General features: G+C 72.6%; 27 protein-coding genes. 19 read left to right on the forward strand and 8 right to left on the reverse strand.

Going from position 1 to position 22555, the window contains the following annotated elements; genetic code table 11:
• Positions 1-5 precede the first annotated feature (5 nt).
• Positions 6-425 carry a D-aminoacyl-tRNA deacylase gene (gene dtd / locus IEY94_RS02205; RefSeq protein ID WP_189168299.1) on the reverse strand — a complete coding sequence of 140 codons (420 nt, stop codon included), beginning with the start codon at positions 423-425 and terminating at the stop codon, positions 6-8.
• A gap of 254 nt (positions 426-679) precedes the next feature.
• Here dtd and IEY94_RS02210 point away from each other — a divergent pair, with 254 nt between their 5' ends.
• The 9 genes from IEY94_RS02210 (at position 680) to IEY94_RS02250 (ending at position 8380) form a co-directional block, all read left to right on the forward strand.
• Entirely contained in the window at positions 680-1297 is a 618-nt protein-coding gene (locus IEY94_RS02210) for a sigma-70 family RNA polymerase sigma factor (protein WP_189168780.1), read from the forward strand.
• On the forward strand, positions 1294-2046 hold the full coding sequence (locus IEY94_RS02215) for a zf-HC2 domain-containing protein (protein WP_189168300.1): 753 nt from the start codon (positions 1294-1296) through the stop codon (positions 2044-2046). The genes IEY94_RS02210 and IEY94_RS02215 overlap by 4 nt, the downstream gene beginning before the upstream one ends.
• A gap of 142 nt (positions 2047-2188) precedes the next feature.
• Complete coding sequence (locus IEY94_RS02220; RefSeq protein WP_229783243.1) at positions 2189-3067, forward strand: COG4315 family predicted lipoprotein; 879 nt, start codon at positions 2189-2191, stop codon at positions 3065-3067.
• Positions 3068-3413: 346 nt separating this feature from the next.
• On the forward strand, positions 3414-4187 hold the full coding sequence (locus IEY94_RS02225) for a DUF4142 domain-containing protein (protein ID WP_189168301.1): 774 nt from the start codon (positions 3414-3416) through the stop codon (positions 4185-4187).
• A gap of 47 nt (positions 4188-4234) precedes the next feature.
• Positions 4235-5077 carry a hypothetical protein gene (locus IEY94_RS24125; protein WP_189168302.1) on the forward strand — a complete coding sequence of 281 codons (843 nt, stop codon included), beginning with the start codon at positions 4235-4237 and terminating at the stop codon, positions 5075-5077.
• 170 nt (positions 5078-5247) lie between these two features.
• Entirely contained in the window at positions 5248-5826 is a 579-nt protein-coding gene (locus tag IEY94_RS02235; RefSeq protein ID WP_189168303.1) for an HhH-GPD-type base excision DNA repair protein, read from the forward strand.
• Between the two features lie 35 nt (positions 5827-5861).
• Positions 5862-6197, forward strand: a complete 336-nt coding sequence (locus IEY94_RS02240; protein WP_189168304.1) for a DUF3099 domain-containing protein — start codon at positions 5862-5864, stop codon at positions 6195-6197.
• A gap of 83 nt (positions 6198-6280) precedes the next feature.
• Positions 6281-6544: a DUF3039 domain-containing protein gene (locus IEY94_RS02245; protein ID WP_189168305.1), complete on the forward strand. Its 264-nt coding sequence runs from the start codon at positions 6281-6283 to the stop codon at positions 6542-6544.
• Between the two features lie 117 nt (positions 6545-6661).
• Positions 6662-8380, forward strand: coding sequence for a DEAD/DEAH box helicase (locus IEY94_RS02250; RefSeq protein ID WP_189168306.1), 1719 nt, complete (start codon positions 6662-6664; stop codon positions 8378-8380).
• 95 nt (positions 8381-8475) lie between these two features.
• On the opposite strand, the gene IEY94_RS02255 is transcribed toward IEY94_RS02250, so the two are convergent.
• Entirely contained in the window at positions 8476-8706 is a 231-nt protein-coding gene (locus tag IEY94_RS02255) for a DUF7455 domain-containing protein (RefSeq protein ID WP_189168307.1), read from the reverse strand.
• 271 nt (positions 8707-8977) lie between these two features.
• Positions 8978-10504 carry an RNA polymerase sigma factor gene (locus IEY94_RS02260; protein ID WP_306341580.1) on the reverse strand — a complete coding sequence of 509 codons (1527 nt, stop codon included), beginning with the start codon at positions 10502-10504 and terminating at the stop codon, positions 8978-8980.
• 413 nt (positions 10505-10917) lie between these two features.
• Here IEY94_RS02260 and IEY94_RS02265 point away from each other — a divergent pair, with 413 nt between their 5' ends.
• A complete protein-coding gene (locus tag IEY94_RS02265; protein ID WP_189168308.1) occupies positions 10918-11829 on the forward strand; it encodes an inositol monophosphatase family protein in 912 nt (303 codons plus the stop codon).
• Here the strand turns inward: IEY94_RS02265 and IEY94_RS02270 are convergent.
• Entirely contained in the window at positions 11813-12343 is a 531-nt protein-coding gene (locus IEY94_RS02270; protein WP_189168309.1) for a LytR C-terminal domain-containing protein, read from the reverse strand. The genes IEY94_RS02265 and IEY94_RS02270 overlap by 17 nt on opposite strands.
• Positions 12344-12741: 398 nt before the next feature.
• Between IEY94_RS02270 and IEY94_RS02275 the strand changes: the two genes are divergently transcribed.
• Together IEY94_RS02275 and IEY94_RS02280 are read left to right on the forward strand one after the other, a co-directional pair.
• Positions 12742-13038, forward strand: a complete 297-nt coding sequence (locus tag IEY94_RS02275; RefSeq protein ID WP_189168310.1) for a DUF4193 domain-containing protein — start codon at positions 12742-12744, stop codon at positions 13036-13038.
• Positions 13039-13048: 10 nt separating this feature from the next.
• Positions 13049-13819, forward strand: a complete 771-nt coding sequence (locus tag IEY94_RS02280) for a hypothetical protein (protein ID WP_189168311.1) — start codon at positions 13049-13051, stop codon at positions 13817-13819.
• Here the strand turns inward: IEY94_RS02280 and IEY94_RS02285 are convergent.
• Positions 13785-14261: a DUF3093 domain-containing protein gene (locus IEY94_RS02285; RefSeq protein ID WP_189168783.1), complete on the reverse strand. Its 477-nt coding sequence runs from the start codon at positions 14259-14261 to the stop codon at positions 13785-13787. The genes IEY94_RS02280 and IEY94_RS02285 overlap by 35 nt on opposite strands.
• A gap of 60 nt (positions 14262-14321) precedes the next feature.
• Between IEY94_RS02285 and dut the strand changes: the two genes are divergently transcribed.
• Genes dut through IEY94_RS02305 form a run of 4 tightly spaced genes read left to right on the forward strand, consistent with a single transcriptional unit; the run spans position 14322 to position 16550 of the window.
• On the forward strand, positions 14322-14807 hold the full coding sequence (gene dut / locus IEY94_RS02290; RefSeq protein ID WP_229783244.1) for a dUTP diphosphatase: 486 nt from the start codon (positions 14322-14324) through the stop codon (positions 14805-14807).
• Positions 14804-15460, forward strand: a complete 657-nt coding sequence (locus tag IEY94_RS02295) for a DUF3710 domain-containing protein (protein ID WP_189168313.1) — start codon at positions 14804-14806, stop codon at positions 15458-15460. The genes dut and IEY94_RS02295 overlap by 4 nt, the downstream gene beginning before the upstream one ends.
• A complete protein-coding gene (locus tag IEY94_RS02300) occupies positions 15457-15828 on the forward strand; it encodes an OB-fold nucleic acid binding domain-containing protein (protein ID WP_189168314.1) in 372 nt (123 codons plus the stop codon). The genes IEY94_RS02295 and IEY94_RS02300 overlap by 4 nt, the downstream gene beginning before the upstream one ends.
• Complete coding sequence (locus tag IEY94_RS02305) at positions 15825-16550, forward strand: DUF3159 domain-containing protein (RefSeq protein ID WP_189168315.1); 726 nt, start codon at positions 15825-15827, stop codon at positions 16548-16550. Before IEY94_RS02300 ends, IEY94_RS02305 begins: the two co-directional genes overlap by 4 nt.
• 125 nt (positions 16551-16675) lie before the next feature.
• Here IEY94_RS02305 and IEY94_RS23895 read toward each other — a convergent pair whose 3' ends face one another.
• From IEY94_RS23895 to IEY94_RS02320, 3 genes are all read right to left on the reverse strand, one after another.
• Positions 16676-17062 carry an excalibur calcium-binding domain-containing protein gene (locus IEY94_RS23895; RefSeq protein ID WP_189168316.1) on the reverse strand — a complete coding sequence of 129 codons (387 nt, stop codon included), beginning with the start codon at positions 17060-17062 and terminating at the stop codon, positions 16676-16678.
• 146 nt (positions 17063-17208) lie between these two features.
• A complete protein-coding gene (locus IEY94_RS02315) occupies positions 17209-18453 on the reverse strand; it encodes an STAS domain-containing protein (protein WP_189168317.1) in 1245 nt (414 codons plus the stop codon).
• Positions 18454-18771: 318 nt separating this feature from the next.
• Positions 18772-19389, reverse strand: a complete 618-nt coding sequence (locus IEY94_RS02320) for a GIY-YIG nuclease family protein (protein WP_189168318.1) — start codon at positions 19387-19389, stop codon at positions 18772-18774.
• A gap of 143 nt (positions 19390-19532) precedes the next feature.
• Between IEY94_RS02320 and IEY94_RS02325 the strand changes: the two genes are divergently transcribed.
• From IEY94_RS02325 to IEY94_RS02340, 3 genes are all read left to right on the forward strand, one after another.
• Positions 19533-19910, forward strand: a complete 378-nt coding sequence (locus IEY94_RS02325; RefSeq protein ID WP_189168319.1) for a hypothetical protein — start codon at positions 19533-19535, stop codon at positions 19908-19910.
• A gap of 144 nt (positions 19911-20054) precedes the next feature.
• The gene (locus IEY94_RS02330) at positions 20055-20777 is read left to right on the forward strand and encodes a chymotrypsin family serine protease (protein ID WP_189168320.1); all 723 of its coding nucleotides are present in this window, start codon (positions 20055-20057) and stop codon (positions 20775-20777) included.
• Positions 20778-21821: 1044 nt separating this feature from the next.
• Positions 21822-22496 carry a S1 family peptidase gene (locus IEY94_RS02340; protein WP_189168321.1) on the forward strand — a complete coding sequence of 225 codons (675 nt, stop codon included), beginning with the start codon at positions 21822-21824 and terminating at the stop codon, positions 22494-22496.
• The last annotated feature ends 59 nt before the right edge of the window (positions 22497-22555 follow it).

A 22555-nucleotide genomic window follows, 5' to 3' on the forward strand; every position in this document is an offset into this window, starting at 1 on the left:
GCGGGTCACACGTCCAGCAGGATCGTGCGCGGGCCGGCGTTGGTGCTGTGCACCGCCATCTCGGCGCCGAACCGGCCGGTCGCCACCGGCGCGCCGCGCTCGCGCAGCGCCGCCACGCAGGCGTCGACCAGCGGCTCGGCCACCCCGGCCGGGGCCGCGGCGGCCCAGCTCGGCCGCCGGCCCCGGCGCGCGTCGCCGTACAGGGTGAATTGGCTGACCACGAGTACCGGCAATCCCAGCTCCGCGGCCGACCGGTCGTCGAACAGCCGCAGTTCGTGGATCTTCCGGGCCATCGCGGCGGCGGTCGCCGGCGTGTCGGAGTGGGTCACGCCGAGCAGAACGAGTAGACCGTCGTCGATCTCTCCGACCGTTTCGTCGCCGACCGTCACCCGCGCCCCGGTCACGGTCTGGATGACCGCTCGCATGCCGCCTCCCCATCCCGGGGGAACGCCCCGCCGGCCCCGCCCGTCTCATCTTCCCCAACAGTCAACCTCGCGTCGCTCGATCCGGCGCCCGCTCCCGTCCGTACGGGGGAGTGGGGCGCCCCGCGTGGCCGACATTTTTCGGCGGACGCTGATCCGTTCGCGGTCCGTCGCCGTACCTTCCTGCGTCCAGCACCGTCAGCAGCGGAGGTTTGCCGATGATGTCGTCCGCCCACGCGGTACGCCACGGCGCCATCATGGCCGGTCGTTGGCAGGTGCTCGACGCCGAGTCACCGAAGGGTAATGATGTTGCGGTGACGCCGAGACCAGGTACCCGTCGGGGCGAGCCCCGCTCGGGCGCCCAGCGCCATGAGGACGAGCTGCTGCACCTGCTGTACGAGCAGCACGCCGGGCCGCTGCTGATGTTCGTGTCCCGCCTGACCGGCGGGGACATGCAGCGTGCCGAGGACATCGTGCAGGAGACCCTGCTGCGCGCCTGGCGCAACGCGCACAAGCTCGGCGTCAACGGGGAGACGTCGCTGCGCCCCTGGCTCGTCACGGTCGCGCGGCGGATCGCGATCGACGAGTTCCGCAGCGAGAGCGCGCGGGTGACCGAGACCTACGATCGGGACCTGGAGGCGTTCCCGACAACGGACGAGACCGACCGGGTACTGGGGATGATGACCGTCGTGGACGCACTGCGTGCGCTGTCGGACGCACACCGCGAGATCCTCGTCGAGACGTACTTCCGCGGGCGGAGCGTGCCGGAGGCAGCGCAGGCTTTGGGCCTACCGCTGGGCACCGCCAAATCCCGCGTCTACTACGCGCTGCGCGCCCTGCGCACGGCGCTCGAAGAGCGGGGGGTGACCCGATGACCCGGTCGGACGCTGAGCACCACGATGTCGCCTCGTACGCCCTCGGGGTGCTGGACGCACCCGACGCGGCGCGGTTCGAGGACCACCTGATCCAGTGCGACCGGTGCGCCGCGGAGCTGGAGAGCTTCCTGCCGGTGACCTCGCTGCTGGCCGACGTCGACGGCGAGGAGTTCCTCGCCGCCGAGGCGTCGCTGGCGGGGAACCGGATGCTGGACGAGATGGTCGCCGAGGTGTCGCACGAGCGGGCCAGGGTGCGCAGTCGACGGGTGTTCTCGCTGGCCGCCGGCGTCGTCGCGCTGGCGGCGGCCGCCGGCATCGGCCTGTACGCGGGCACGCTGACCGGCGGCGCCGGGGCGCCGCAGGCGCAGCCGTCGCCGAACCAGACGCTCGGCGAGGGCCAGAGCGGCTTCCTGGACGGCGTACCGGCCGTTCGGGCGGTCGACCCGACCACCAAGGTCAACGCCGCCGTCCGGCTGGCCGAGCGGCCGTGGGGCACCGCCATCGCCATGGACCTGCGCAACCTCAAGGGCCCGCTGAAGTGCCAGCTCGTGGCCGTCGGCAACGACGGGCTGGGCGAGGTGGTCAGCACCTGGACGGTGGACCGGGAGGGCTACGGCACCGCCGCCAACCAGAAGGCGCTGCAGCTCGCCGGCTCGACCGCGATCAAGCGCGCGGACATCGACCGCATGGAGGTCCAGTCGGTCGCCGACGGCGGCCGCCCCGGACTGATCGTCTCCGTCGATGTCTGAGTTCACTCCATTGTGGACCCGAAAACTTCGGCGAATCCGCGGATTCATTAATCCGTAGCCACGCAAGCCACGTACTCCTTGGTGAACGGGCACCGCGAAGGCCGACGGCGGCTCTCCCCCGCCGGGAACACCAGGAGGATCTGTGAAGGTCAAGACCCGAAACGCGATCGCCGGAAGCGCGCTCGCCGTGATCGCCGGCATGGCGATGTCGGCGTGTGCCCCGGTGGGCGGCGACGGCGTCAACCAACAGCCGGTGGCGAATCAGGCGGCGGCACCCGACGCATCCGACGCCGCGAACACCGGAACGCCCGAGGACGCGACCGACGAGGGCGGTGGTACCGGCGACGCCTCCGACACGGGCGGACAGGCCGGCGGCACCGCGGGCAACGACAATTCCGGCAATAACCAGGGCAAGGATCTCACCGAAGAGCTCAACGCGAAGAACGTGAAGCGGATGGGCGACGTCGTCACGGACGAGAAGGGGTGGGTGATGTACCGGTTCGACAAGGACAACAACACCGACCCCGCCAAGAGCAACTGCAATGACGACTGCGAGAAGGTGTGGCCCCCGGCGTACACCGACGGCAACCCCAAGCTGTCGGGCATCGACTCGTCCAAGGTCGGGACCGTGACGCGGAACGACGGCAGCAAGCAGATCACCCTCAACGGGTGGCCGCTGTACCGGTACATCGGCGACAAGGAGCCGGGCCAGTGGACCGGTCAGGGCGTCGGCGGGGTCTGGTACGTCGTCTCGCCGGACGGCAAGAAGAACCTGACCTGCATGCCCAACGGCACGCCGTCGGCGGTCCCCCCGCCGGGCAACAACAACCGGAACAACGACTACAACAACGGCAACAACAACTACGACAACGGCAAGAACGGCAACAACGACTACGGCAAGAACGGCAACAACGAGTACGGCAAGAACGGCAACAACGAGTACGACAACAACAACAATTACGACAACGGCAAGAGCGGAGCCAACCAGTACGACAACAACGGCTCCGGCAAGAACTACTGATCTGCCGTTACGGCAACAAGGCGGTGGCCGGCGTCGTCCAGCCGGGCGGAACCGGCCACCGTTTCGGTCACACCGAAGAAGTCAAATCATCGAATTCCATGGATCGCTCCTGTCGGCCAACGCGCGGCAAAAACCGCCATTCGGCTGCGGAGAGTTCGAGTACGGATTGGCCCGGTGGCTCCTGTCGGATCCACCACAGGGATGAGCGGAGCGGATGTGTTCGCGGTGTGCCATGAGCATCAGGTGCAATTTCTAGTCGATTGCTTGACGCTCAATCTGTTCTCGCTCTACGGTCCTTGCCACAGCAGTACTGGAATCGCGTCGCGACGAATTGCGGGAGGTGCACATGCGATCGCGTAGGAAGTGGTCGGCCCTCCTGTCGGTGCTGACCCTCGCGGTTCTCGCCTCCGGCGTCGGCGTCGCCCGGGCTGCCTCGGCGGCCGCCCGCCCGGCCGTGCCGGGCTCGATGCCCGGCGGCTGGGTCGCGACCCAGTGGGGCCCGCTCGGCCCGTCCGACCGGGACCTGCTGATCAAGGTCCGCCAGGCCGGCCTCTGGGAAATGGCCGCGGGCGAGCTGGCCCAGGACCGCGCCGAGAGCGCCCGGGTCAAGGAGGTCGGTCGGATCATCGCCGACCAGCACGCCGACCTCGACCGGCAGACGCTGCAGACCGCCGCCAAGCTCGGCGTCGCGCTGCCGAGCACCCCCAACGACGACCAGGACGGGTTCCTGGACACGCTGCGGTCCCGCCGCGGCGACGCCTTCGACCGGGCGTACGCGCAGCTCCTGCGGGACGCGCACGGCAAGGTCTTCGCGGTCATCGCCGGCGTCCGCGCCGGTACCCGCAACGAGGTGATGCGGCAGTTCGCCGAGGTCGGCAACGGGTTCGTCATGACCCACATGCGACTGCTGGAGAGCACCACGTACGTCAACTACGACGCGCTGCCGGAAGCGCCGCCGCCCCCACCGGGCGCCGCCGCCCTGGCCGCTGCCGCCCAAGCCTCCGGGCTGCCCGGGCTACCCGCCAACCCCGCCTTCGACCCCGCAGTCATCTGGGTGGTGCTGGCCGTAGCGGTGATCGCTGCGCTGGCCACCGCCGCCCGGGTGTACCGCCGACGCTAGACCCCCATTTGGACGGCTCCGGCCGCCCGCTGCGAAAGGTGACCAACGTGAACAGCTCAGCGAAGCGACGCAGGTACGCGGCGGCCACGTCGGGTCGGGGCCGACGGCTGTTCGCCGCGGCCGCGGTGCTCGCGGTGCTCGGCGCTACGGTGGCGGTGACCCAGGTCTCGTCCGCCAACGAGCGCCGGGCCGCCGGCCAGCGGGCACAGCAGGAAGGCCAGCAAGAAGGCCAGCAGGACGGCCAGCAGGGCCGGAACCAGCAGGGCCGCCGCGCCTGGCGGGACGGCACCCGCGCCGGCGGCAACCAGAGCGGCGGCAACCCGCGCACGAAGGTCGTGATCAACGGCCTGAACGTGCTGACCCGGAGCTGCAACGGCAGCCGGCTCCAGCCGCACGACGGCTTCCAGGCCGGGCTGCGCTGCGTGAACACGCAGTTCGGCGAGGTCAGCGCCGCGGCGCAGAACCCGTCGCTGCTCATCACCGGCACGCCCCGGCAGGTGCGCGTGGGCCAGGACTTCAACCTGCAGGTCAGCAGCCGCAACCTCGTCCGCGACCGGTTCCTCGGCGCGGCGGACGGCGGCTACTACCTGGAGGCGTCCCTGCTCAACGGGCAGGGCCTGCAGCGCGGCCACATCCACACCGCCTGCCGGATGCTGCAGAACCAGCAGGTCGCGCAGAACCCCGACCCGGACCCCGCGTTCTTCGAGGCCACCGAGGACAACCGGGGCAGCGCCCGACCCGACAACGTCGTCATCCGGGTCGACGGGATGCCGCAGCGCGGCGTCGCCCAGTGCTCGGTCTGGGCCGGTGACGGCTCGCACCGGCTGCCGATGATGGAGCGGGCGAACCAGACGCCGGCGTTCGACACGGTGCGGATCGCAGTGGTTTGACGGAGGTCGCTTCCCCTTGCGATCTCCTCCCGTCGGCCGCCGGGCCCGGTGTCTCCCCACACCGCCCCCGGCGGCCGACGCGTGCCCACCGGTACCGGGCCACGACGATCGACCGCGCCGCGAGCGGTGATCGTCGGTGGCGCCGGGATGATCTCGGGCAAGATGGCGGCATGAGCCTTGCCCTGCCGATCGGCGACGACGCGTCCGACCTGCTCCGGCGCAGCCCGCTGGCCCTGCTCATCGGGATGGTGCTGGACCAGCAGGTGCCGATGGAGCGTGCGTTCGCCGCCCCGTACGAGCTGGTCCAGCGGCTCGGCCACGAGCCGGACGCCGCCGAGCTGGCCGGCTTCGACACCGACGCGCTGATCGCCGTGTTCAGCGCCCGGCCGGCGCTGCACCGGTTCCCGCGGGCGATGGCCGTCCGGGTGCAGGAGGTGTGCCGGGCGCTGGTCGACGGGTACGGCGGCGACCCGACCGCCCTGTACGCCGCGGCGGCCGACGGCCCCGACCTGCTGCGCCGGCTGCTGGCCCTGCCCGGCTTCGGGAAGGCCAAGGCGCAGATCTTCCTGGCGCTGCTCGGCAAGCGGTACGGCGTGCAGCCCGACGGCTGGCGGGAGGCGGCCGGCGACTACGGCGCCGCGGGGGCGTACCGTTCAGTGGCGGACATCGTCGACGACGACAGCCTGTCGCGGGTGCGCGCGTACAAGCAGGAGACGAAGGCCGCGGCCAGAGCGGCCAGGGCCAGCTAGCCGGCGCCCCCCGGCCGGCCGGGGCGGGAGGCAGCGTGAATCGGCACCGGACGACGCTGATCACCGACGCGCAGCCCAGCCCCGACGCGCAGCTCCGGTCCCGGCAGCGCCGGTACCTGACCATGATGGGGATCCGCGCCGGCTGCCTCATCCTCGGCGCGTTCCTCGCGGGTACCGACGTGCCGCTGCTGTGGCTGTGGCTGTCGATGTGCGCGGTGGCGATGGTGCTGCTGCCGTGGCTGGCCGTGCTGATCGCCAACGACCGCCCGGCCAAGCGGACGCCCCGGCCGCGCCCCGCCGCGGGCGCCGGTGCCGACCCCCGCGTGCTCGACGCGAAGCGGTCCGGACCGGTCATCGAACCCGACCGCTGAGCCGGCCGCCGGTGACCGGCGGTGGTCGCGACGGCACCGTCGGTCTGTTGGGCCGGGGTGGCCCCGCCTGGCAGAATGGGCGGGTGACCACACCACTGACGAGCCCCAGCACCGGCGGCACCACGCTGGACGAGCGGATCGAGGCGCCGCTCGAGCAGGGCGACCACGAGCGGTTCTCGCACTACGCCGAGGCCGAGAAGATCACCGAGGCGATGGTGCTGGGCACTCCGGTCAAGGCGCTCTGCGGCAAGGTCTGGGTGCCCTCGCGCGACCCCAAGAAGTTCCCCATCTGCCCGGAGTGCAAGGAGATCTACGAGGACGAGGAGCGCCTCGCCAACTGGAAGTGAGCGCCCTGCCGCGCGCCCTTCCCTCCTCGCCGTAGCGGCGCGCCCCGCCGCCGCGTCTCACCACCGTTCCCGGCCCGGCCGTACGCCGCTGCCCTCGTGCGGAAGGAATCTGCCGCTGTGCCCGTCGCGCTCCCGGACCGCGAGGCATTCCCCCCGCTGCGGGCCTGGCAGCGGCGCGCGCTGGTCGAGTACCTGCGCCGCCGCGCCACCGACTTCCTCGCCGTCGCCACCCCCGGCGCCGGCAAGACGACGTTCGCGCTGCGGATCGCCGCCGAGTGCCTGCTGGACGGCACCGTCGAGCAGGTGACCGTCGTCGCGCCGACCGAGCACCTCAAGGTGCAGTGGGCCGAGGCGGCCGCCCGGGTGGGGATCCAGCTCGACGCGGCGTTCCGCAACGCCGACGTGCACTCCGCTGCCGACTTCCACGGCGCGGTGATCACGTACGCGCAGGTCGGCATGGCGCCGGCCGTGCACCGGCGGCGCACGATGACCCGGCGGACGATGGTGATCCTGGACGAGATCCACCACGCCGGCGACTCGCGCACCTGGGGCGACGGCGTGGTCGGCGCGTTCGAGCCGGCGGTCCGGCGGCTGATGCTCACCGGTACGCCGTTCCGCTCCGACGACAACCAGATCCCGTTCGTCACGTACGAGGCGGGCGGCGACGGGCTGGCCCGGTCCAGAGCGGACTCGACGTACGGGTACGCCGACGCGCTCGCCGACGGCGTCGTCCGGCCGGTGATCTTCCTGGCGTACTCCGGCGAGACCCGGTGGCGGACCAGCGCCGGCGACGAGCTGGCCTGCCGGCTGGGCGAGCCGATGACGCAGGACCTCATCGCGCAGGCGTGGCGCACCGCGCTGGACCCGGCCGGCCAGTGGATGCCGCAGGTGCTGCGCGCCGCCGACGCCCGGCTCCAGGTGCTGCGCGCGGCCGGCATGACCGACGCGGGCGGCCTGGTGATCGCCAGCGACCAGCAGACCGCCCGGGCGTACGCGAAGCTGCTGCGCGACATCACCGGCCGCGCCGCCGTGGTGGTGCTCTCCGACGACGCGGGCGCGTCGGCGCGGATCGCGGCGTTCGCGGCGTCGGACGAGCGGTGGCTGGTGGCCGTCCGGATGGTGTCCGAGGGGGTGGACATCCCGCGGCTGGCCGTCGGCGTGTACGCCACCAGCGCCTCCACGCCGCTGTTCTTCGCGCAGGCGATCGGGCGGTTCGTCCGGGCCCGGCGGACCGGCGAGACGGCCTCGGTGTTCCTGCCCTCGGTACCGCACCTGCTGGGCCTGGCGAGCGAGCTGGAGGCCCAGCGCGACCACGTGCTGGGCGGCCCGAAGCGGGAGGGCTGGGAGGACGAGCTGCTCGAGCGCGCCCAGCAGGCCGAGACGGCCTCGGGCGAGCTGGAGAAGCGGTTCGAGGCGCTGTCGGCGACGGCCGAGCTGGACCAGGTGATCTTCGACGGCGCGAGCTTCGGCGCGCCGGTCGGCGCCGGTACGCCCGAGGAGGAGGAGTACCTGGGGCTGCCGGGGCTGCTGACGCCGGACCAGGTGTCGGTGCTGCTGAGCAAGCGCCAGGCCGACCAGATCGCCGCCCAGCGCCGGCAGCGGCCGGCCGAGCCGGTGCCGGCGGGGGAGCGGGCCGCGGCGCCGATGTCGGCCGCGCAGCGGCGGGTGGCGCTGCGCCGCCAGCTCAACACCCTGGTCGCCGCGCACCACCACCGGACCGACACCCCGCACGGCAAGATCCACGCGGAGCTGCGCCGGCGCTGCGGCGGCCCGCCGAGCGCCCAGGCGACGATCGAGCAGCTTGAGGAGCGGATCGCGACGATCGCCGACCTCTGACGGCTTTCGCCCCTGTACGTGATCTTTGGCACATGCACGTGGGCCGTCACCCGTTGGGGTGACGGCCCACGTGCATGTCGCTTATGTCGGGGGTGCTAGCGGTTCATCTTGTCGGCGCCGCGCCAGGTGAATTCCGGGTCCGCGGCGTACTGGACCGCCGTCTTCACGAGACGGTCGGCGTACTTGTTGGCGTGGTGTCCGCAGAACACCAGTTCGCCCCCACCGGCCAGGCCCACGCGGAGCTTGGCGGCGGCGTTGCAGCGGTCGCACCGTTCATCGGCGGCTGGTGGGGCCACCGCCTCGGGCGGCGTGAGGGTTGGTGTCATCGCCATCCTCCTCGGGTCGTCACCGATGTTGCGATCGTCGGGCCGGCTGGGGGCCGGTCGTAGCCGTCATCGTCATCGTTAACGTCGACGTCGCCGCCGGCGTTCCCGGTATGGCTCCGGGGGGACCTTCGTCACACCGAGGTCGACAGTCTGCCGTGCGACAAGGGTGCCACGTCAAGGATCGCGCGGCCGAGGCCCCCCGGCCGCATGGCCAGTTGACCTCTGCGTAACGTCTGGATTACCCAGCGGTGGCGCGGACCTACCCCGATGTTCAGTCGAGATAGTCGCGCAGTACCTGAGAGCGGGACGGATGCCGCAACTTGGACATCGTCTTGGACTCGATCTGTCGGATGCGCTCGCGGGTGACCCCGTACACCTGGCCGATCTCGTCCAGCGTCCGCGGCTGGCCGTCGGTGAGCCCGAAGCGCAGCCGGACCACGCCGGCCTCCCGCTCGGACAGCGTCTGCAACACCTGCTGGAGCTGGTCCTGGAGCAGCGAGAACGACACCGCGTCCACGGCCACCACGGCCTCGGAGTCCTCGATGAAGTCGCCGAGCTGGCTGTCGCCCTCGTCCCCGATGGTCTGATCGAGCGAGATCGGCTCCCGCGCGTACTGCTGGATCTCCAGCACCTTCTCGGGGGTGATGTCCATCTCCTTGGCCAGCTCCTCCGGGGTGGGCTCGCGCCCGAGGTCCTGGAGCAGCTCGCGCTGGATGCGGCCGAGCTTGTTGATCACTTCGACCATGTGCACCGGGATCCGGATGGTGCGGGCCTGATCGGCCATCGCCCGGGTGATCGCCTGCCGGATCCACCAGGTCGCGTACGTGGAGAACTTGTAGCCCTTGGTGTAGTCGAACTTCTCCACCGCCCGGATCAGGCCGAGGTTGCCCTCCTGGATCAGGTCCAGGAACGCCATCCCGCGCCCGGTGTACCGCTTGGCCAGCGAGACCACCAACCGCAGGTTGGCCTCCAGCAGGTGGTTCTTGGCCCGCTCGCCGTCCCGGCCGATCCAGCGCAGGTCCCGGGCGAGCTGGGTGGCGATCGTCTCGCCCGCCTCGTCGGCGGCGCGGAGCTGCTCGGCGGCGAACAGGCCCGCCTCGATCCGCTTGGCCAGCTCCACCTCCTGCTCGGCGTTCAGCAGGGGGACCTTGCCGATCTGCTTGAGGTACGCCCGGACCGAGTCCGCCGACGCCGTCAGCTCGGCGTCCCGCCGAGCCTGCTTGAGCGCCTCGGACTCGTCGTCGTCCCACTCGAAGTCCTTGCTGTCCGTGGCGGCGTCCGTGGCGGCCGCCTTGACCAGCTCCACGGGCTCCTCGACCACGACGTCCTCGATCGCGGCGGCCAGCTCCTCCGGATCGATCTCCGGCTCCTCGCCGTCCTTCTTCGGCGCGGCCTTGCCGGGCGCCGCCTTCTTCGCCGCCTTGGCGGGGGCGGCCTTCGCCGCCTTCTTCGCCGGGGCCGCGGCGGCGTCGCCGGCCGCCGCGGGGGCGGCCTTCTTCGCCGGCGCCTTGGCCGCCCCGGCGGTCGCCTTCGCCGTCGTCGCCTTGGACGCCGGCGTCGAGGACCGGGCCGCCGCGACCCGGCGGCGCATGCTCGTCGAGCCGTCCACCACGACCGTGATGCCGGCCTCGGCCAGCGTGCGCAGGATCTTCTTGGCCTGCGCGGGCGTGACGTCGGCGGACTCGACGGTCCGCGCCACCTGCGCCGAGGTCAACTGGCCCCCGGCGGCCTCGGCGTGGGCGATCAACACATCGGTGATCGAGCGAACGTCGGCGCCGGTGTGGCGGGCTTCAGTCACGAAAGACCTTCCGGAGACGATTGAGCTGCGACGGCCGTCGGCCGCGCCGGTGAGGCGCCCCGGGTTGCGCGATCGGGGGTCCCCGACCGTGTCGAGCGGGCCGGTCGAACCGGCCCGACCCCCGAGGGGGTGAGTGTGCCGCGACCCGGCCCGCTTCATGGGACAGGCGTGAATTGTAGCGCCGCATGCGACGGACGGCCCGCCGCGCACGCCGAACGCGCCCCACCGGGTGCCCCCGGCCCGCAATCACCCGGTGGGGTGACGGGAGCGGCGCTGTCCACCGACCGGGGGTGCCGGGCCGCCCGTCCGGGTCCGCGGGGCGACCCCACCGGGCCCGGGACCGGTTCGCGAGGGGTCGCGGCGCGCCCCGGGACCGCCCCGCGGCAGGATGGCGGCGGACGAAGGAGGAGCCCATGACCACCGCGGACCCCGACCCGTACCGGCTGCTCGACCTCGCGCTGGAGGTGGTCGCCGCCGCCGGCGCGACGGCCCGGGCGATGCAGCCCGGCGTCGGCGGGGTGTCCACGAAGTCCACTCCGACCGACGTCGTCACCGCCGCCGACCGGGCGGTGGAGCGGCAGGTGGTCGCCGCGCTGCGGGCCGCCCGCCCCGACGACCGGGTGCTGGGCGAGGAGTACGGCGCCAGCGGCGCCGCCGGCGCCGGCGTGGAGTGGGTGCTGGACCCGATCGACGGCACGGTGAACTACCTGTACGGCCTGCCCAACTACGCGGTCTCGCTGGCGGCCCGCTGCGGCGGGGAGGCGGTGCTGGGCGTGGTGCACGACCCGGTCGGCGGGCGCTGGTGGACGGCCGTGCGCGGCGGCGGGGCGTACGCCGGCGACCGCCGGCTCACCGGTTCGCCGGCGACCGAGCCGGACCGGGCGCTGATCGGGACCGGCTTCGCGTACGCGGCGGGGACCCGCGCCCGGCAGGCCGCCGTGCTGCGCGCGGTGCTGCCCCGGGTGCGCGACATCCGCCGGCTCGGCTCGGCGGCCACCGACCTGTGCCTGGCCGCCGAGGGGGCGCTGGACGGGTACTACGAGGCGGGGCTGGCGCCGTGGGACCTGGCCGCGGGCGGCCTGGTCGCCGCCGAGGCCGGGCTCCTGGTGACCGGGCTGCACGGCGACCCGCCCGGCCGGGCGATGGTCCTGGCGGCCCCGCCGGCCCTGCACGGCCCGCTGCACGACCTGGTGGCGTCCGCGACGGCGGCCGCGGACGCCGAGGCGGCCCGGGACGCCGAACCGGCCCGGCGGGGCGCCGAGCCGGCCGAGCCGGGCGCCGGGGCGGCCCAGCGGGGCGCCGGGCCGGCTAGCGGTCGGCGCTGATCGGGCAGGCGCGCGGCGGCAGCTCCGGCTCGCCGAGCGCGCTGATCGCCTGGTTGACCTCGGTGGTGGTGCTCAGCTTCTGGTACCCCGCCCCGACGGTGATATCCACGACAGCGCCCTTGCGGCCCGGCTCGTACCGCGGCTGGGCGCCGAGGAAGTACGCGCGCAGCAGGTGCGCGGAGCCGACGCCCATGGGCCCGAACTGGAGCAGCGCGACGCCGTTGAACCGGCGGCTGGCCGTGGTCACCCGCTGGTCCACCTGGAACCGCCGATTGCGGAACTCCCCGGCGAGCTGCTGCCCGAGGCCGGGTACGTCGGTACCGTTGAAGATGCGTACCTTGACGTCCTGCTGCTTGGGCAGGTCGACCGCCGCGCGGACGAAGCCCGCGGGGCAGCCCGGCTGGGCCTTGGCATTGCTCTGCGAGTCGCGGACCATCGCCACGACGACGAACACCACCGCCGCCACGGCCAGCGCGGCGACGACGGCCAGTGCGCGTACGCGCGCAAAGCTCATATTCCGGTCCTTCGGTACAAGTCGCTCCATACGGCGCAACTCGCCGTAACCAACCCTTTCGAGGCTAGCGCCTCCCGGCCCCGTATGGAGGCTAGCGCGTCCACACCCCACCCTTGAAAGGCCGAACGGCTCCGGCGTGCCGACGATGATCCTCGCTTCGCTGCCCCTACTTTTGGTGTCGCCTGAGTCACATCGGGAACAAGTTCGGTCGCGTGGACGTACAACTACCGCACGCAAGGGGTAAGGTACCGCGCTCGCCGGGGTTTGCCCGTTACCGGATTGTCCGGCGCGCGACCACCTGTCCACTCCGGTCGCCATGTGCCGGGTGGGCACAGGAGAGTACCGTCGTCCGGAACCGCGGCCGGCGGAGAGAATGTCGATACGGGAGAGTGACACCGATGGCCACCGACTACGACGCCCCGCGTCGCGACGAAGTCGACCTCGGCGAGGACAGCCTGGAGGAGCTGAAGGCCCGCCGCACCGACGCGCAGTCGGGTGCGGTGGACGTCGACGAGACCGACTCCGGTGAGAATTTCGAGCTGCCGGACGGCGACCTGGCCGACGAGGAGCTGACGGTCAAGGTTCTGCCGATGCAGAACGACGAGTTCCGCTGTGCCCGCTGTTTCCTGGTCCACCACCGCAGCCAGCTCGCCACCGAACGCAACGGCGACCTGATCTGCCGCGAGTGCGTCTGAGCGGCCGGCAGTGACCGCGCCGGAGCCGGGTACCGGGGACGACCGGACGGGGGCCGGGCGGATCGCCGCGGCCCTCACCGATGAGACCGCCGGCCCGGCGCGCCGCGCGCACCTGCTGGGCCGGCTCGCCGGCCAGCTCGCGCGCGGGCTCCGCCGCGGCCCGCGGGCCCTGCTCTCCGGGCTCGCGGACGCGGTCACCGACGTCGTCCCGCACCTGCCGATCCGGGACGCGGCCACGCTGCGCCGGCACCACCCGGAGCTGTCGGGCGACGCGCTGGCCGCCCGGCTGGTCCGCAACGCCGCCAACGTCACCGCCGGCATCGGCGTCGCCGGCGGCGGCATCGCGGCGGTGGAGTGGGCGGTCCCGCCCACCCTGCTCGCCACGCCGGTCCTGCTCGGGGCCGAGACGGTGGCCGTCGTCGCCGTCGAGGTCAAGCTGATCGGCGAGCTGCACGCGGTGTACGGGGTCCCGCTGCCCCGGGCGCTCGCGCCGCGGACCGTCGCGCTCGTGCAGGCGTGGGCCGGGCGGCGCGGGTTCAACCCGCTGGCGCCGGGGCTGGGCACCGGGGCGGTGCTCGGCGCGGCGGCCCGCGACCAGCTCCGGGCGCAGTTGCTGCGCCGGTTCGGGCGCAGCCTGAGCACGCTGGCGCCGCTGCTGGCCGGGGCGGCGGTCGGCGGGTACCTCAACCACAAGGCCACCCTGGCCCTCGGCCGGCAGGTCCGCGACGACCTGCGCCGGCGGGCGGTCAGCCCGGCGCCGGGGCCGGCCGACCGGCCATGACGGCCGCCGCCAGCGCCACCGGGTCGCGGCTGCTCACCACCCAGTACGGCGTGGGGTCCGCGGGGTCGGCCAGCACCACCTGGACCGCCCCGGCCACCCAGGGCCGCTGGATCACGAACGCCAGCGGGTCGGCCGCCTGGCCGAGCAGCAGCCGCCGCCCGGCGGCGTCGATCGGCACCGCGTCGGCCACGAACCGCAGCGGCAGCCGGGCGTCGTCGACCCGCAGCTCGTCACCCGTGACGGTGATCCGCAGCCGCCCCAGCCACCACAACCCCGCCACCGCCACCGGCAGCAGCACCGCGAACGGCAGCCACGCGCGCACGCCCGGCGCGCCCAGCCACAGCTCGGCGGCGAGCCCGGCCGCGCCGGCCAGCGCGAGCAGCCACCACCAATGGGGTACCCGCAGCCGCTCGGCGTACCGTGGGCCGGCCGGGGTGCGCACGTCCGTCACGAGGGGCGAGCCTACGCCGGCAGTCCGGCCCACCGCCTCCGAGGAGCGTCCGTGACCGAGTCCGTCACCGTCCTGCTGCGGCAGCTCGACCCCGACCTGCCGCCGCCCTGCTACGCCCACCCCGGCGACGCCGGCGCCGACCTGGTGGCCACCGAGCCGGTGGAGCTGGCGCCGGGGGAGCGGGCGCTGGTCGGCACCGGGGTGGCGATCGCGCTGCCGGCCGGGTACGTCGGCCTGGTCCACCCGCGCTCGGGCCTGGCCGCGAAGCTGGGCGTGACCGTGCTGAACGCCCCCGGCACGGTCGACGCGGGCTACCGTGGCGAGATCAGGGTGAACCTGATCAACCTCGACCCGCGGGCCACCGCCCGGATCGCCCGCGGCGATCGCATCGCGCAGCTTGTGGTGCAGCGCGTCGAACGGGCAAACTTCCGGGTCGTCGACGAACTCCCCGGATCGGACCGGGGCGATGGCGGACACGGGTCGACCGGCGGGCTGTCCGGCCTGGCGGACGCCGCGCGAGAAGGGTTCAGATTGTGATCTTCAATCGACGTCGGGCGGAGTCCGGCGAGCGGGCCGCCGGCGGGTCCACCGCCACGCAGTCGCGCGCGGTGCCGGAGCACGGCCCGTACGACGTGAGCGTCGCGCCCGAGGGCGTGGAGCGGCTCGACCTGGGCGCCATGCGGCTGCCGGCGGTCGAGGGCGTCGAGGTGCGGGTGCAGGCCGACCCGGACGGGACGATCCAGCAGGTCCTGCTCGTGCAGGGGCAGAGCGCGCTGCAACTCGGCGTGTTCGCCGCCCCGCGCACCGAGGGGATCTGGGACGAGGTGCGCGAGGAGATCCTCGAGTCGTTGCAGGCCGACGGCCTGACCGGCGCGGAGGTCCAGGGCGCGTACGGCACCGAGCTGCACGCCACCGTGCCCAGCCCGGACGGCCCGGCCGCGATCCGGTTCGTCGGCGTGGACGGCCCGCGGTGGATGGTCCGCGGCGTGTACCAGGGCGCGGCGGCCACCGACCCGGGCGCCGCCGGCGCCCTGGACGTCTGCCTGCGCGAGCTGGTGGTGGACCGGGGCGAGGAGCCGCGCCCGGCCAAGGAGCCGCTGGCGCTGCGGCTGCCCCCGGAGGTCGTCGAGTCGGCCCGCGAGCAGGGCATCGACCCGACGACCGGCGCGCCGCTCGACCCGGGCACATGAGCGGCGGGTCGCCGGTGCACCGGCTGCTGCGCCGGCTGGCCCCCTCGCCGGACGAGCTGGAGGCGGCGGAGCTGCGCGAGGGCAGCGCCGCCTCCGGCTGCACCCCGGCCGGCGCGTGCCGGCGCGGGCAACTCGTCAGCGTCTCCGGGCGGCTGCGCACGGTGGTGTACCCGCCGCGCACGACGGCGCCCAACCTGGAGGCCGACCTGTACGACGGCAGCGACACCGTCACCCTGGTCTGGCTGGGCCGCCGGCACATCGCCGGCATCGAGCCGGGCCGGGCGCTGACGGTCAGCGGCCGGGTGGCGCTGCGCGACGACCGCAAGGTGATCTACAACCCGTACTACGAGCTGGAGCCGCCGCGGTGAGCACCGGGAACCGGTCGGCGGCGCCGCTGCCGACCATCAGCGAGCAGGTGGCCGCCCAGTTGGGCGGCTGGCGCGGCGCGGTCGAGACCACGGTCCCGATCGTGGCGTTCATCGCGGTCAACGCCGGCCTGGAGCCGCTGGCGAAGGCGTTCGGGTGGGACGCGGGGCTGACCGGCGCGCTCGGCGCGAAGTACGACCTGAAGGTCGCCGTCAGCATCGCCGTCCTGGTCGCGGTCGGCATCGCGGCCCGCCGGCTGGCCCAGAAGCGGACCGTCCGGCACTCGGTCAACGGCCTGGTCGGCGTGGGCCTGGGCGCCTGGCTGGCCTGGCGCAGCGGCGAGGCGCGCGACTTCTACCTGCCCGGCATCTGGTACGGCCTGGCGTACGGGGTGGTGCTGCTGGCCACGGCCGCCTCCCGGTGGCCGCTGGTGGGCTGGATCTGGTCGGTGATGGCCGACGGCGGCAAGCACGACTGGCGGGACAGCCCGCGGCTGATGCGCACGTTCCGCTGGCTGACCCTGGTCTGGGGCACGGTCTGGCTGATCAAGGTCGGCATCCAGTTGGTCTTCTACCAGCTCGGCAGCGAGGCCGGCCTGGCGATCACCCGGCTGGTGTTCGGCTACCCGCCGTACCTCGTGCTGCTGCTGCTCACCATGTGGGCCGTCCGCCGGGTGAAGGCCGCCGAGGCGGCGGCGGAGCCCATTCCCGCCCCGCGGGTGTGATCGACTTTCGCGTTCCGCATCGATTTCGACGTACCACGAAAGGGTGGAAGGCGAAGCCTTCCACCCTTTCGTCATTTCTTTCTCATGACCAGCGGAATTGTGGGAACCGCTTGGGTCGTTTCAGTTCACCAACGGCGCCAACGCTCGCACGCGATCCCATCGCGGTCGCGGTCGAGGTGGCGGTTCAGCAGGTACACCCGGCCGTTGCGCTCGAAGTGACGCACCGGGCGCTCGCCCCAGCGGACGCGGTCCCGCGCCCCCGGGAGCCCGACCCCGTACGGGTAATCGTCGTTCAGATCGAAACAGTTCCAGTAGCGCTGCGGGAAGTTGCCGTGCCCGGGCGGCCAGCCCGGTCCACCCGGTCCACCGGGACCACCGGGACCACCCGGTCCGCCCGGCTGACCCTGGCCGGGGCGCTGCCCCGGGCCGGGAGTCTGCGGTGCGGCGGAGGCGGGCGAGGCAGCGATCAGCAGCGCGGTACTCGCGGACACCGTCGCCATGGCGGCGGCCATTAGACGAAATCTCATACCGCCCACCGTAATGTGCCACGTTCCATTTCCGGTGCCGCATTGCCGTAATCCACCGGCTTATTTCGGCAGTGGTACCCCGAATGGAGAGAGGCCAAGTCAATGGTCTGAGAATTGGCGGGCGTAATTGGTCAGACGTTTCCGGTAGTCCGTTCGGGTAATACGTCACCCGCGACCGCGTCATCGATCGTGTCGCTGGGCGCCGGCAGCGTGTCGGCGGCCCCGGCCAGCCGCAGCACGTCGCGGACGCCGCCGAGCGGGTGGACCACCCGGAGGGTGACCCCCGACCGGCGCAGCGCCGCGGCGAGCCCGGCCAGCATCGCCGCCGCGGTCGCGTCCACGCCCGGCACCGCCTCGGCGTCCAGCACCAGCGTCCGGACGCCGGGCGCCCGGCCGGCGCCCAGCAGCGCGTCGCGGACCCGGTCGGCGTTGGCGAAGAACAGCGCCCCCTGCGGCCGGAGCACGACCACGCCCGGCAGCTCGCGGGCGGCGGGGTGCCGGGCCGGGTCCAGCCACTGCCCGGCCGGGGTCCGGCCGAGCCGGACCACCGCCGGCCGGGACGCCCGGTAGAGCAGCAGCAGGATCGACACCACCATGCCGATCACCAGCCCCGGCAGCGTGTCGAACAGCAGCACCCCCAGCAGCGCGGCCGCGGCGGCGACGAAGTCCGGCCGGGCGGCCGGGCCGCCGCCGGGCCCGAGCGCCACCCGCCACAGCCGGCGCAGCGCCGCCGGGTCGACCAGCTCGGCCAGCGCGGCGATCACCACCGCGGCCAGCGTCGCCTCGGGCAGCTCCGCGAACAGGCCGGTGAGGAAGAGCAGCGTCAGCACGGTCAGCCCGGCGGTGACCAGCCCGGCGAGCGGCAGCCGGCCGGAGAGGCGCTGGCGCAGTTCCACCATCATGAGCGCGAACATGCCGACGTGACCCGCGATCGCCAGGACCGGTAACCAGCCCATGAACACGGTGCCGCCACCCTTGCCGGTGAGGATGGCGACCGTACCGACGACGACCTGCATGACCGCCAGCAGCGCCTTGGCGTGAACCGGCAGCAGCGGGTGGATGTCCGCCGCGCCGAACCAGCTCCGGAGCTGGTCCCGGGTGCAATTCCCGGTCAGTACCACCAGCGCCGCCACGTTCTGCATGGCCGACAAACCCGGGATCGGTGCATGGAGGACTACCACGGGGAGCAGCACGAACCAGTTCAAGCGCCGCAACCGGGTGCCGATCCACACCGCGGCCAGGATCGCGGCGAGCAGCCCGACCGCCAGCAGCGCCACCGACCCCACGTCGGCGAGCAGTACCCGCAGCATCGACAGCAGCGGCGCGAACGTGCTCGCATCCAGCCCCTTGGGCGCGACGATCAGCACGATGGCCACGGGCGGTCGCCACGAACCCGACGGCCACGTTGAGCAGCGGCGACAGCACGAACGCGTCGACCAGGTCGGACCAGCCGGCACTGGTCCGACCGAGCAGAGCGCTCCAGATGAAGAGGCCGCCGGGTCAGCCTGCCCTACTGTCGCTCGCTGACGAAGCGCCCGGTCGGCGGCAGGAGAGTGCCTGCATGCGGCAACTGGAATGGATCTACGGCTTCGACTCTGGCCGATGGACCCCGACCTATTCGTTCTAGCTGAGCGAGGACTCGAGCGCGCCCACATCCCTGCAACCCGGGGCGCACTCGCCGCGGCACGGGCGTGTCAGTGCCCGCCCGCGCGCGGAGCGACCGGTTCCGATGTCGGCGAGGGGTCCGCTGGATGGCTGGAGGTGTTGTAGGCGTTCTTGGCGGCGACGACGGCCGCCTGGACGTGTTCGGGGTCGACGCCGCTTACGTTCAGTGGCGGGTGCAGGCGCTGGACAAGCTCTGCCTCAGTGGTGGCCGGCTCCGCGTCCTCAGCCCAGGTCAGCCGCAGGTGTGCGTGCATCCACGCGGTCAGTCGCGCCTCGTCTTCAGGGATCAGGACCACACGATCGGTCCAGGTCGTGCGGTAGTTCTCGGACACGAGAAGTCCGGCGAGTGTGCGGCGCAGGGTCGAGCTGCCCGAGCGCCGTAGATGGTTGCGTAGGATCCGGCCTCGGAGGCTGGTGGCCCGGCCGAGATACAGCAGTCGTAGCGCGGGGATGTGTTCGTTCGGCGGTCCGAGCAGGTCAGGGAAGATTGACGCAGCAGCCCACCACGCGTAGACACCACTGCCACGGCTGAGGCGCTTGACGGCGACGTCAAGGTCGACTGGGGCGCCGGAGAGCAGCCGCAGAGCGTTCTCCACCCGGCCCCGGGCGGTTTGGACCTCGTGGGATCGCTTCGCGGGAGTGGTCACCGAATCATGGTAAGCGTCCGGATGACATGCCTGCCGCTTCGCCAGACGTACTCATCTCGGCAACGGAGTGCGTTCTCTGGTGAGCGATGCCGCGTTTGTGCTGTCGATGTGGGCGGTGGGCGGTGGGCGGTGTGCGATCCGGTATGAACCCGGACAAGATGATTACTGCCAAGGGCGTTCCGCTCGGTTACGTGGAAGCCCGGCGGGCATTGGCGAGGCTGCGCTGGTCACGCCAGGGCGTCAGGTTGGGCTCCGACCAACAGGTAAACGCCGTGCCATCGCTGGTTCCCTACGACGAGCTGGCCGGTGAACATCCGGCCACCCTCGGAGGGATGACCCGACGCACCAGTCTCATCGCGCTGCTCGACGCCCTGGCGGGCACCGCACCGGTTGGTCCGGAGACTCGTTGTTGTTTCGCCTTCTACGGTTCGGTGCCCGCAGGAGAGTGCGACCGGCCTACAGACCTGCACGTGCCGCTGGCTCGGCGTTCGGCGGTGCGCAGGCGAGTGTCGGAAAACTGACAGCCGTGAGTTCTTCGTGTCATCGACAACTATCGTTGTCATGGTCGCGTCTGCTGTGACCGACCGCCGCCCCGGGTGCGCTGACGGGCGCCCTCGTTCGGACCGGCCATGCCGGCGGCCCGGGGTCCGACACGAGGGGACTCCATGATGCTTTCTCGTACCGCGCTGGCCACCACCGCGCTGGCAGCCACCCTGCTCGCCCCTACGGCCGCCGCCCATGCCGACACCGACGCCCGCCCGCGGGGCTACATGCTCGGCGTCGGTTCGGGTCTCGTCCACGGCACCGACAGCAGCGCCGGCTGCACGGCCGGTTTCCTGCTGCGGGTGAACGGCAAGCGCCAGGTCCTCGCCGCCGGGCAGTGCGTCGCCCCGGTCGGCGGCGCGGTGCTGAGCCCGGTGTCCGCGCCGGCTCTCCGGATCGGGACGGTCACCGCGAACGCAATCCCCGCCGACAGCGGCAGCAAGCCCCTCGACGCTGCGCTTTTCGCCCCGCGCAACGGGATCCACAGTGCGAACGATTTCCTCACACTCGAGGGCCGGGTGTACGGCAGGGTCACCAGCGTGGCGCCCGAGGGCAACCTCATCGGGTCGCGGTACCTGCGCAGCGGCAAGGGCACCGAGTTGACCGAAGGCGTGGTCACCGACAGCCGCGTCATCAACGGCCAGCGCCACTTCTGTGGCGACGGGCCGGCCATGGCGCCGGGTGACCTCGGCGGGCCGGTCGTCCTGCGTACGTCGCGACCCGGCAACTTCGCGGCCGCCGGCATCGCCACCGCGGTCGGTGACGACGGGCGGATGTGCTTCCTTCCCATGGGTACGCTGCTGACCCACTTCAAGGGGGAGCTGGGCCGGCCGGGCAGCGACTGACGAGGTAGCGGAAACAACGGCCGCGCATGTGCGCCGCGAGAGGTAATCGCGGCGCACATGCGCTCGCGGTCCGGGCCCGCGGCGGCATTCCCGTCGGCCGCGGCCGCTGAACTGAACGGTCACATCCCCCAGAACGGGCCGGTGAGGCCGACGCGGCGCAGGTACTCCGCCGCCGCGGCCGGCTCCCGGCGGCCGTAGCCCCGGTCCAGGCGCCCGGCGTACCAGCGGAGGCGAACCGCCGCAGCGTCGGCAGGTCCAAGAGGGATCCGTGGGCGACCCCGGCGTCCCGGCGCCACGTATCGATGCACTGCCCGGAGCAGAACAGGCGCTGGTGCCGGCAGGTGTGCACGACGTCGTCCCACATGCGGGCGGCGGGGAAGTGGGCGAGCTGGTCGCCGTCCGGCGGTCGTGCGGTGCCGACGTTCCGGGTGTGCGGCCGGGAGCAATACGGGCAGGTGGTGGCCACGAGCACCGGGCCTCGGCGGGGAGCAGGTGCGGCAGGGCGAACGAGTCCCACGCGCAGCCGCCCCACCACAGGGTCCGGCGGCCCATGTCCGCGAAGCCCAGCGGTACGGCCGAGAACGGGTGCGCCATGCCGATGTCGCCGGCCCCGGCCGGGGCGAGGTGGCGGGCCCGGGCGAGGTCGGCCAACCCCGCTCGTACCACGGCGATGCCGACGGCGAACCGCCGGGCGAGTTGGGCCGTATCGGGAGCGCGCCCGGTGTCGGCGAACGAGCGGTAGCCGGCGAGTCGCAGATCCTCCGGGTCCATCCCGCCATTCTTCCGGAGGCGAGTGGCAGGTGCCGGCATCGACGATCCCCTTCTCGGCCCGGGCGTTGACTCTTTACAGCTTGACCGTGAAACCGCAGGCCAGAAGCCTGCCGTCGAGGTTCGCCGTGGGTCGGACTCTTGATTCCGTACCGCGCGGCCGCCTACATTTCATCCGTTCGTCGGATGCCCCACCGCCCCTGCCGGCACCCGCGGCGAGAACCGAATTCGGAAAGTCAGCCACCCCCTGCTTCATTTCTGACTACGGAGTGAATTGTGCGCGCGAACACATTCCCGGCCATCCTGTGCGGCGTCGTCGCCGCCGGACTGGCCTGGGCGAGCGCGGCCTCGGCCGCGGAACCCACCCCGGACAGCCACCACATCATCGGCGGCTCGCTCGCCAAGGAGGGCCCCTGGGCCGTCGCGATCATGGTCAACGGGTCGCAGAACTGCTCCGGCACGATCATCGCCTCGCGCTGGGTCCTCACCGCGAAGCACTGCGCCAACGCGAACAACAAGTTCCTGATCGGCAACATCGACCGCGAGGCCGGGCAGCCGCGGACCGCCACCCGGTCGGTGTCCCACCCGAGCGCCGACATCATCCTGTACGAGATCAACGAGGCGGTGTCGACCACCTACGCGAAGCTGACCAGCGCCGCGCCGAGCGTCGGCAGCACCGAGCAGGCGTACGGCTACGGCCGCACCGAGGCCGGCCGGGACTCCCGTTACCTGAAGGTGGCGAACATGAGGATCACCAAGGTCGGCAGCGTGTTCATCGACGCCGCGAAGGCCGACGGCTACACCGGTCCCGGCGACTCCGGCGGCCCCATCCTCCAGAACCAGGAGTTGATCGGCGTCCACTCCTACGGCGACACCAACGCGGGCACCTCCGGGCACGTCAACGTCGCTACCTACCGCCAGTGGATTCTCTCCAACAGCGGCCAGCTCTGACCAGCCGACCGGAGCTGCGCGCCACCGCCGTTGTCGGACGGGAACGGGGCGGGAAGCAG

Origin of the sequence: Pilimelia anulata, from assembly GCF_014647895.1 — a bacterium.
GTDB classification, from domain to species: Bacteria; Actinomycetota; Actinomycetes; order Mycobacteriales; family Micromonosporaceae; genus Pilimelia; species Pilimelia anulata.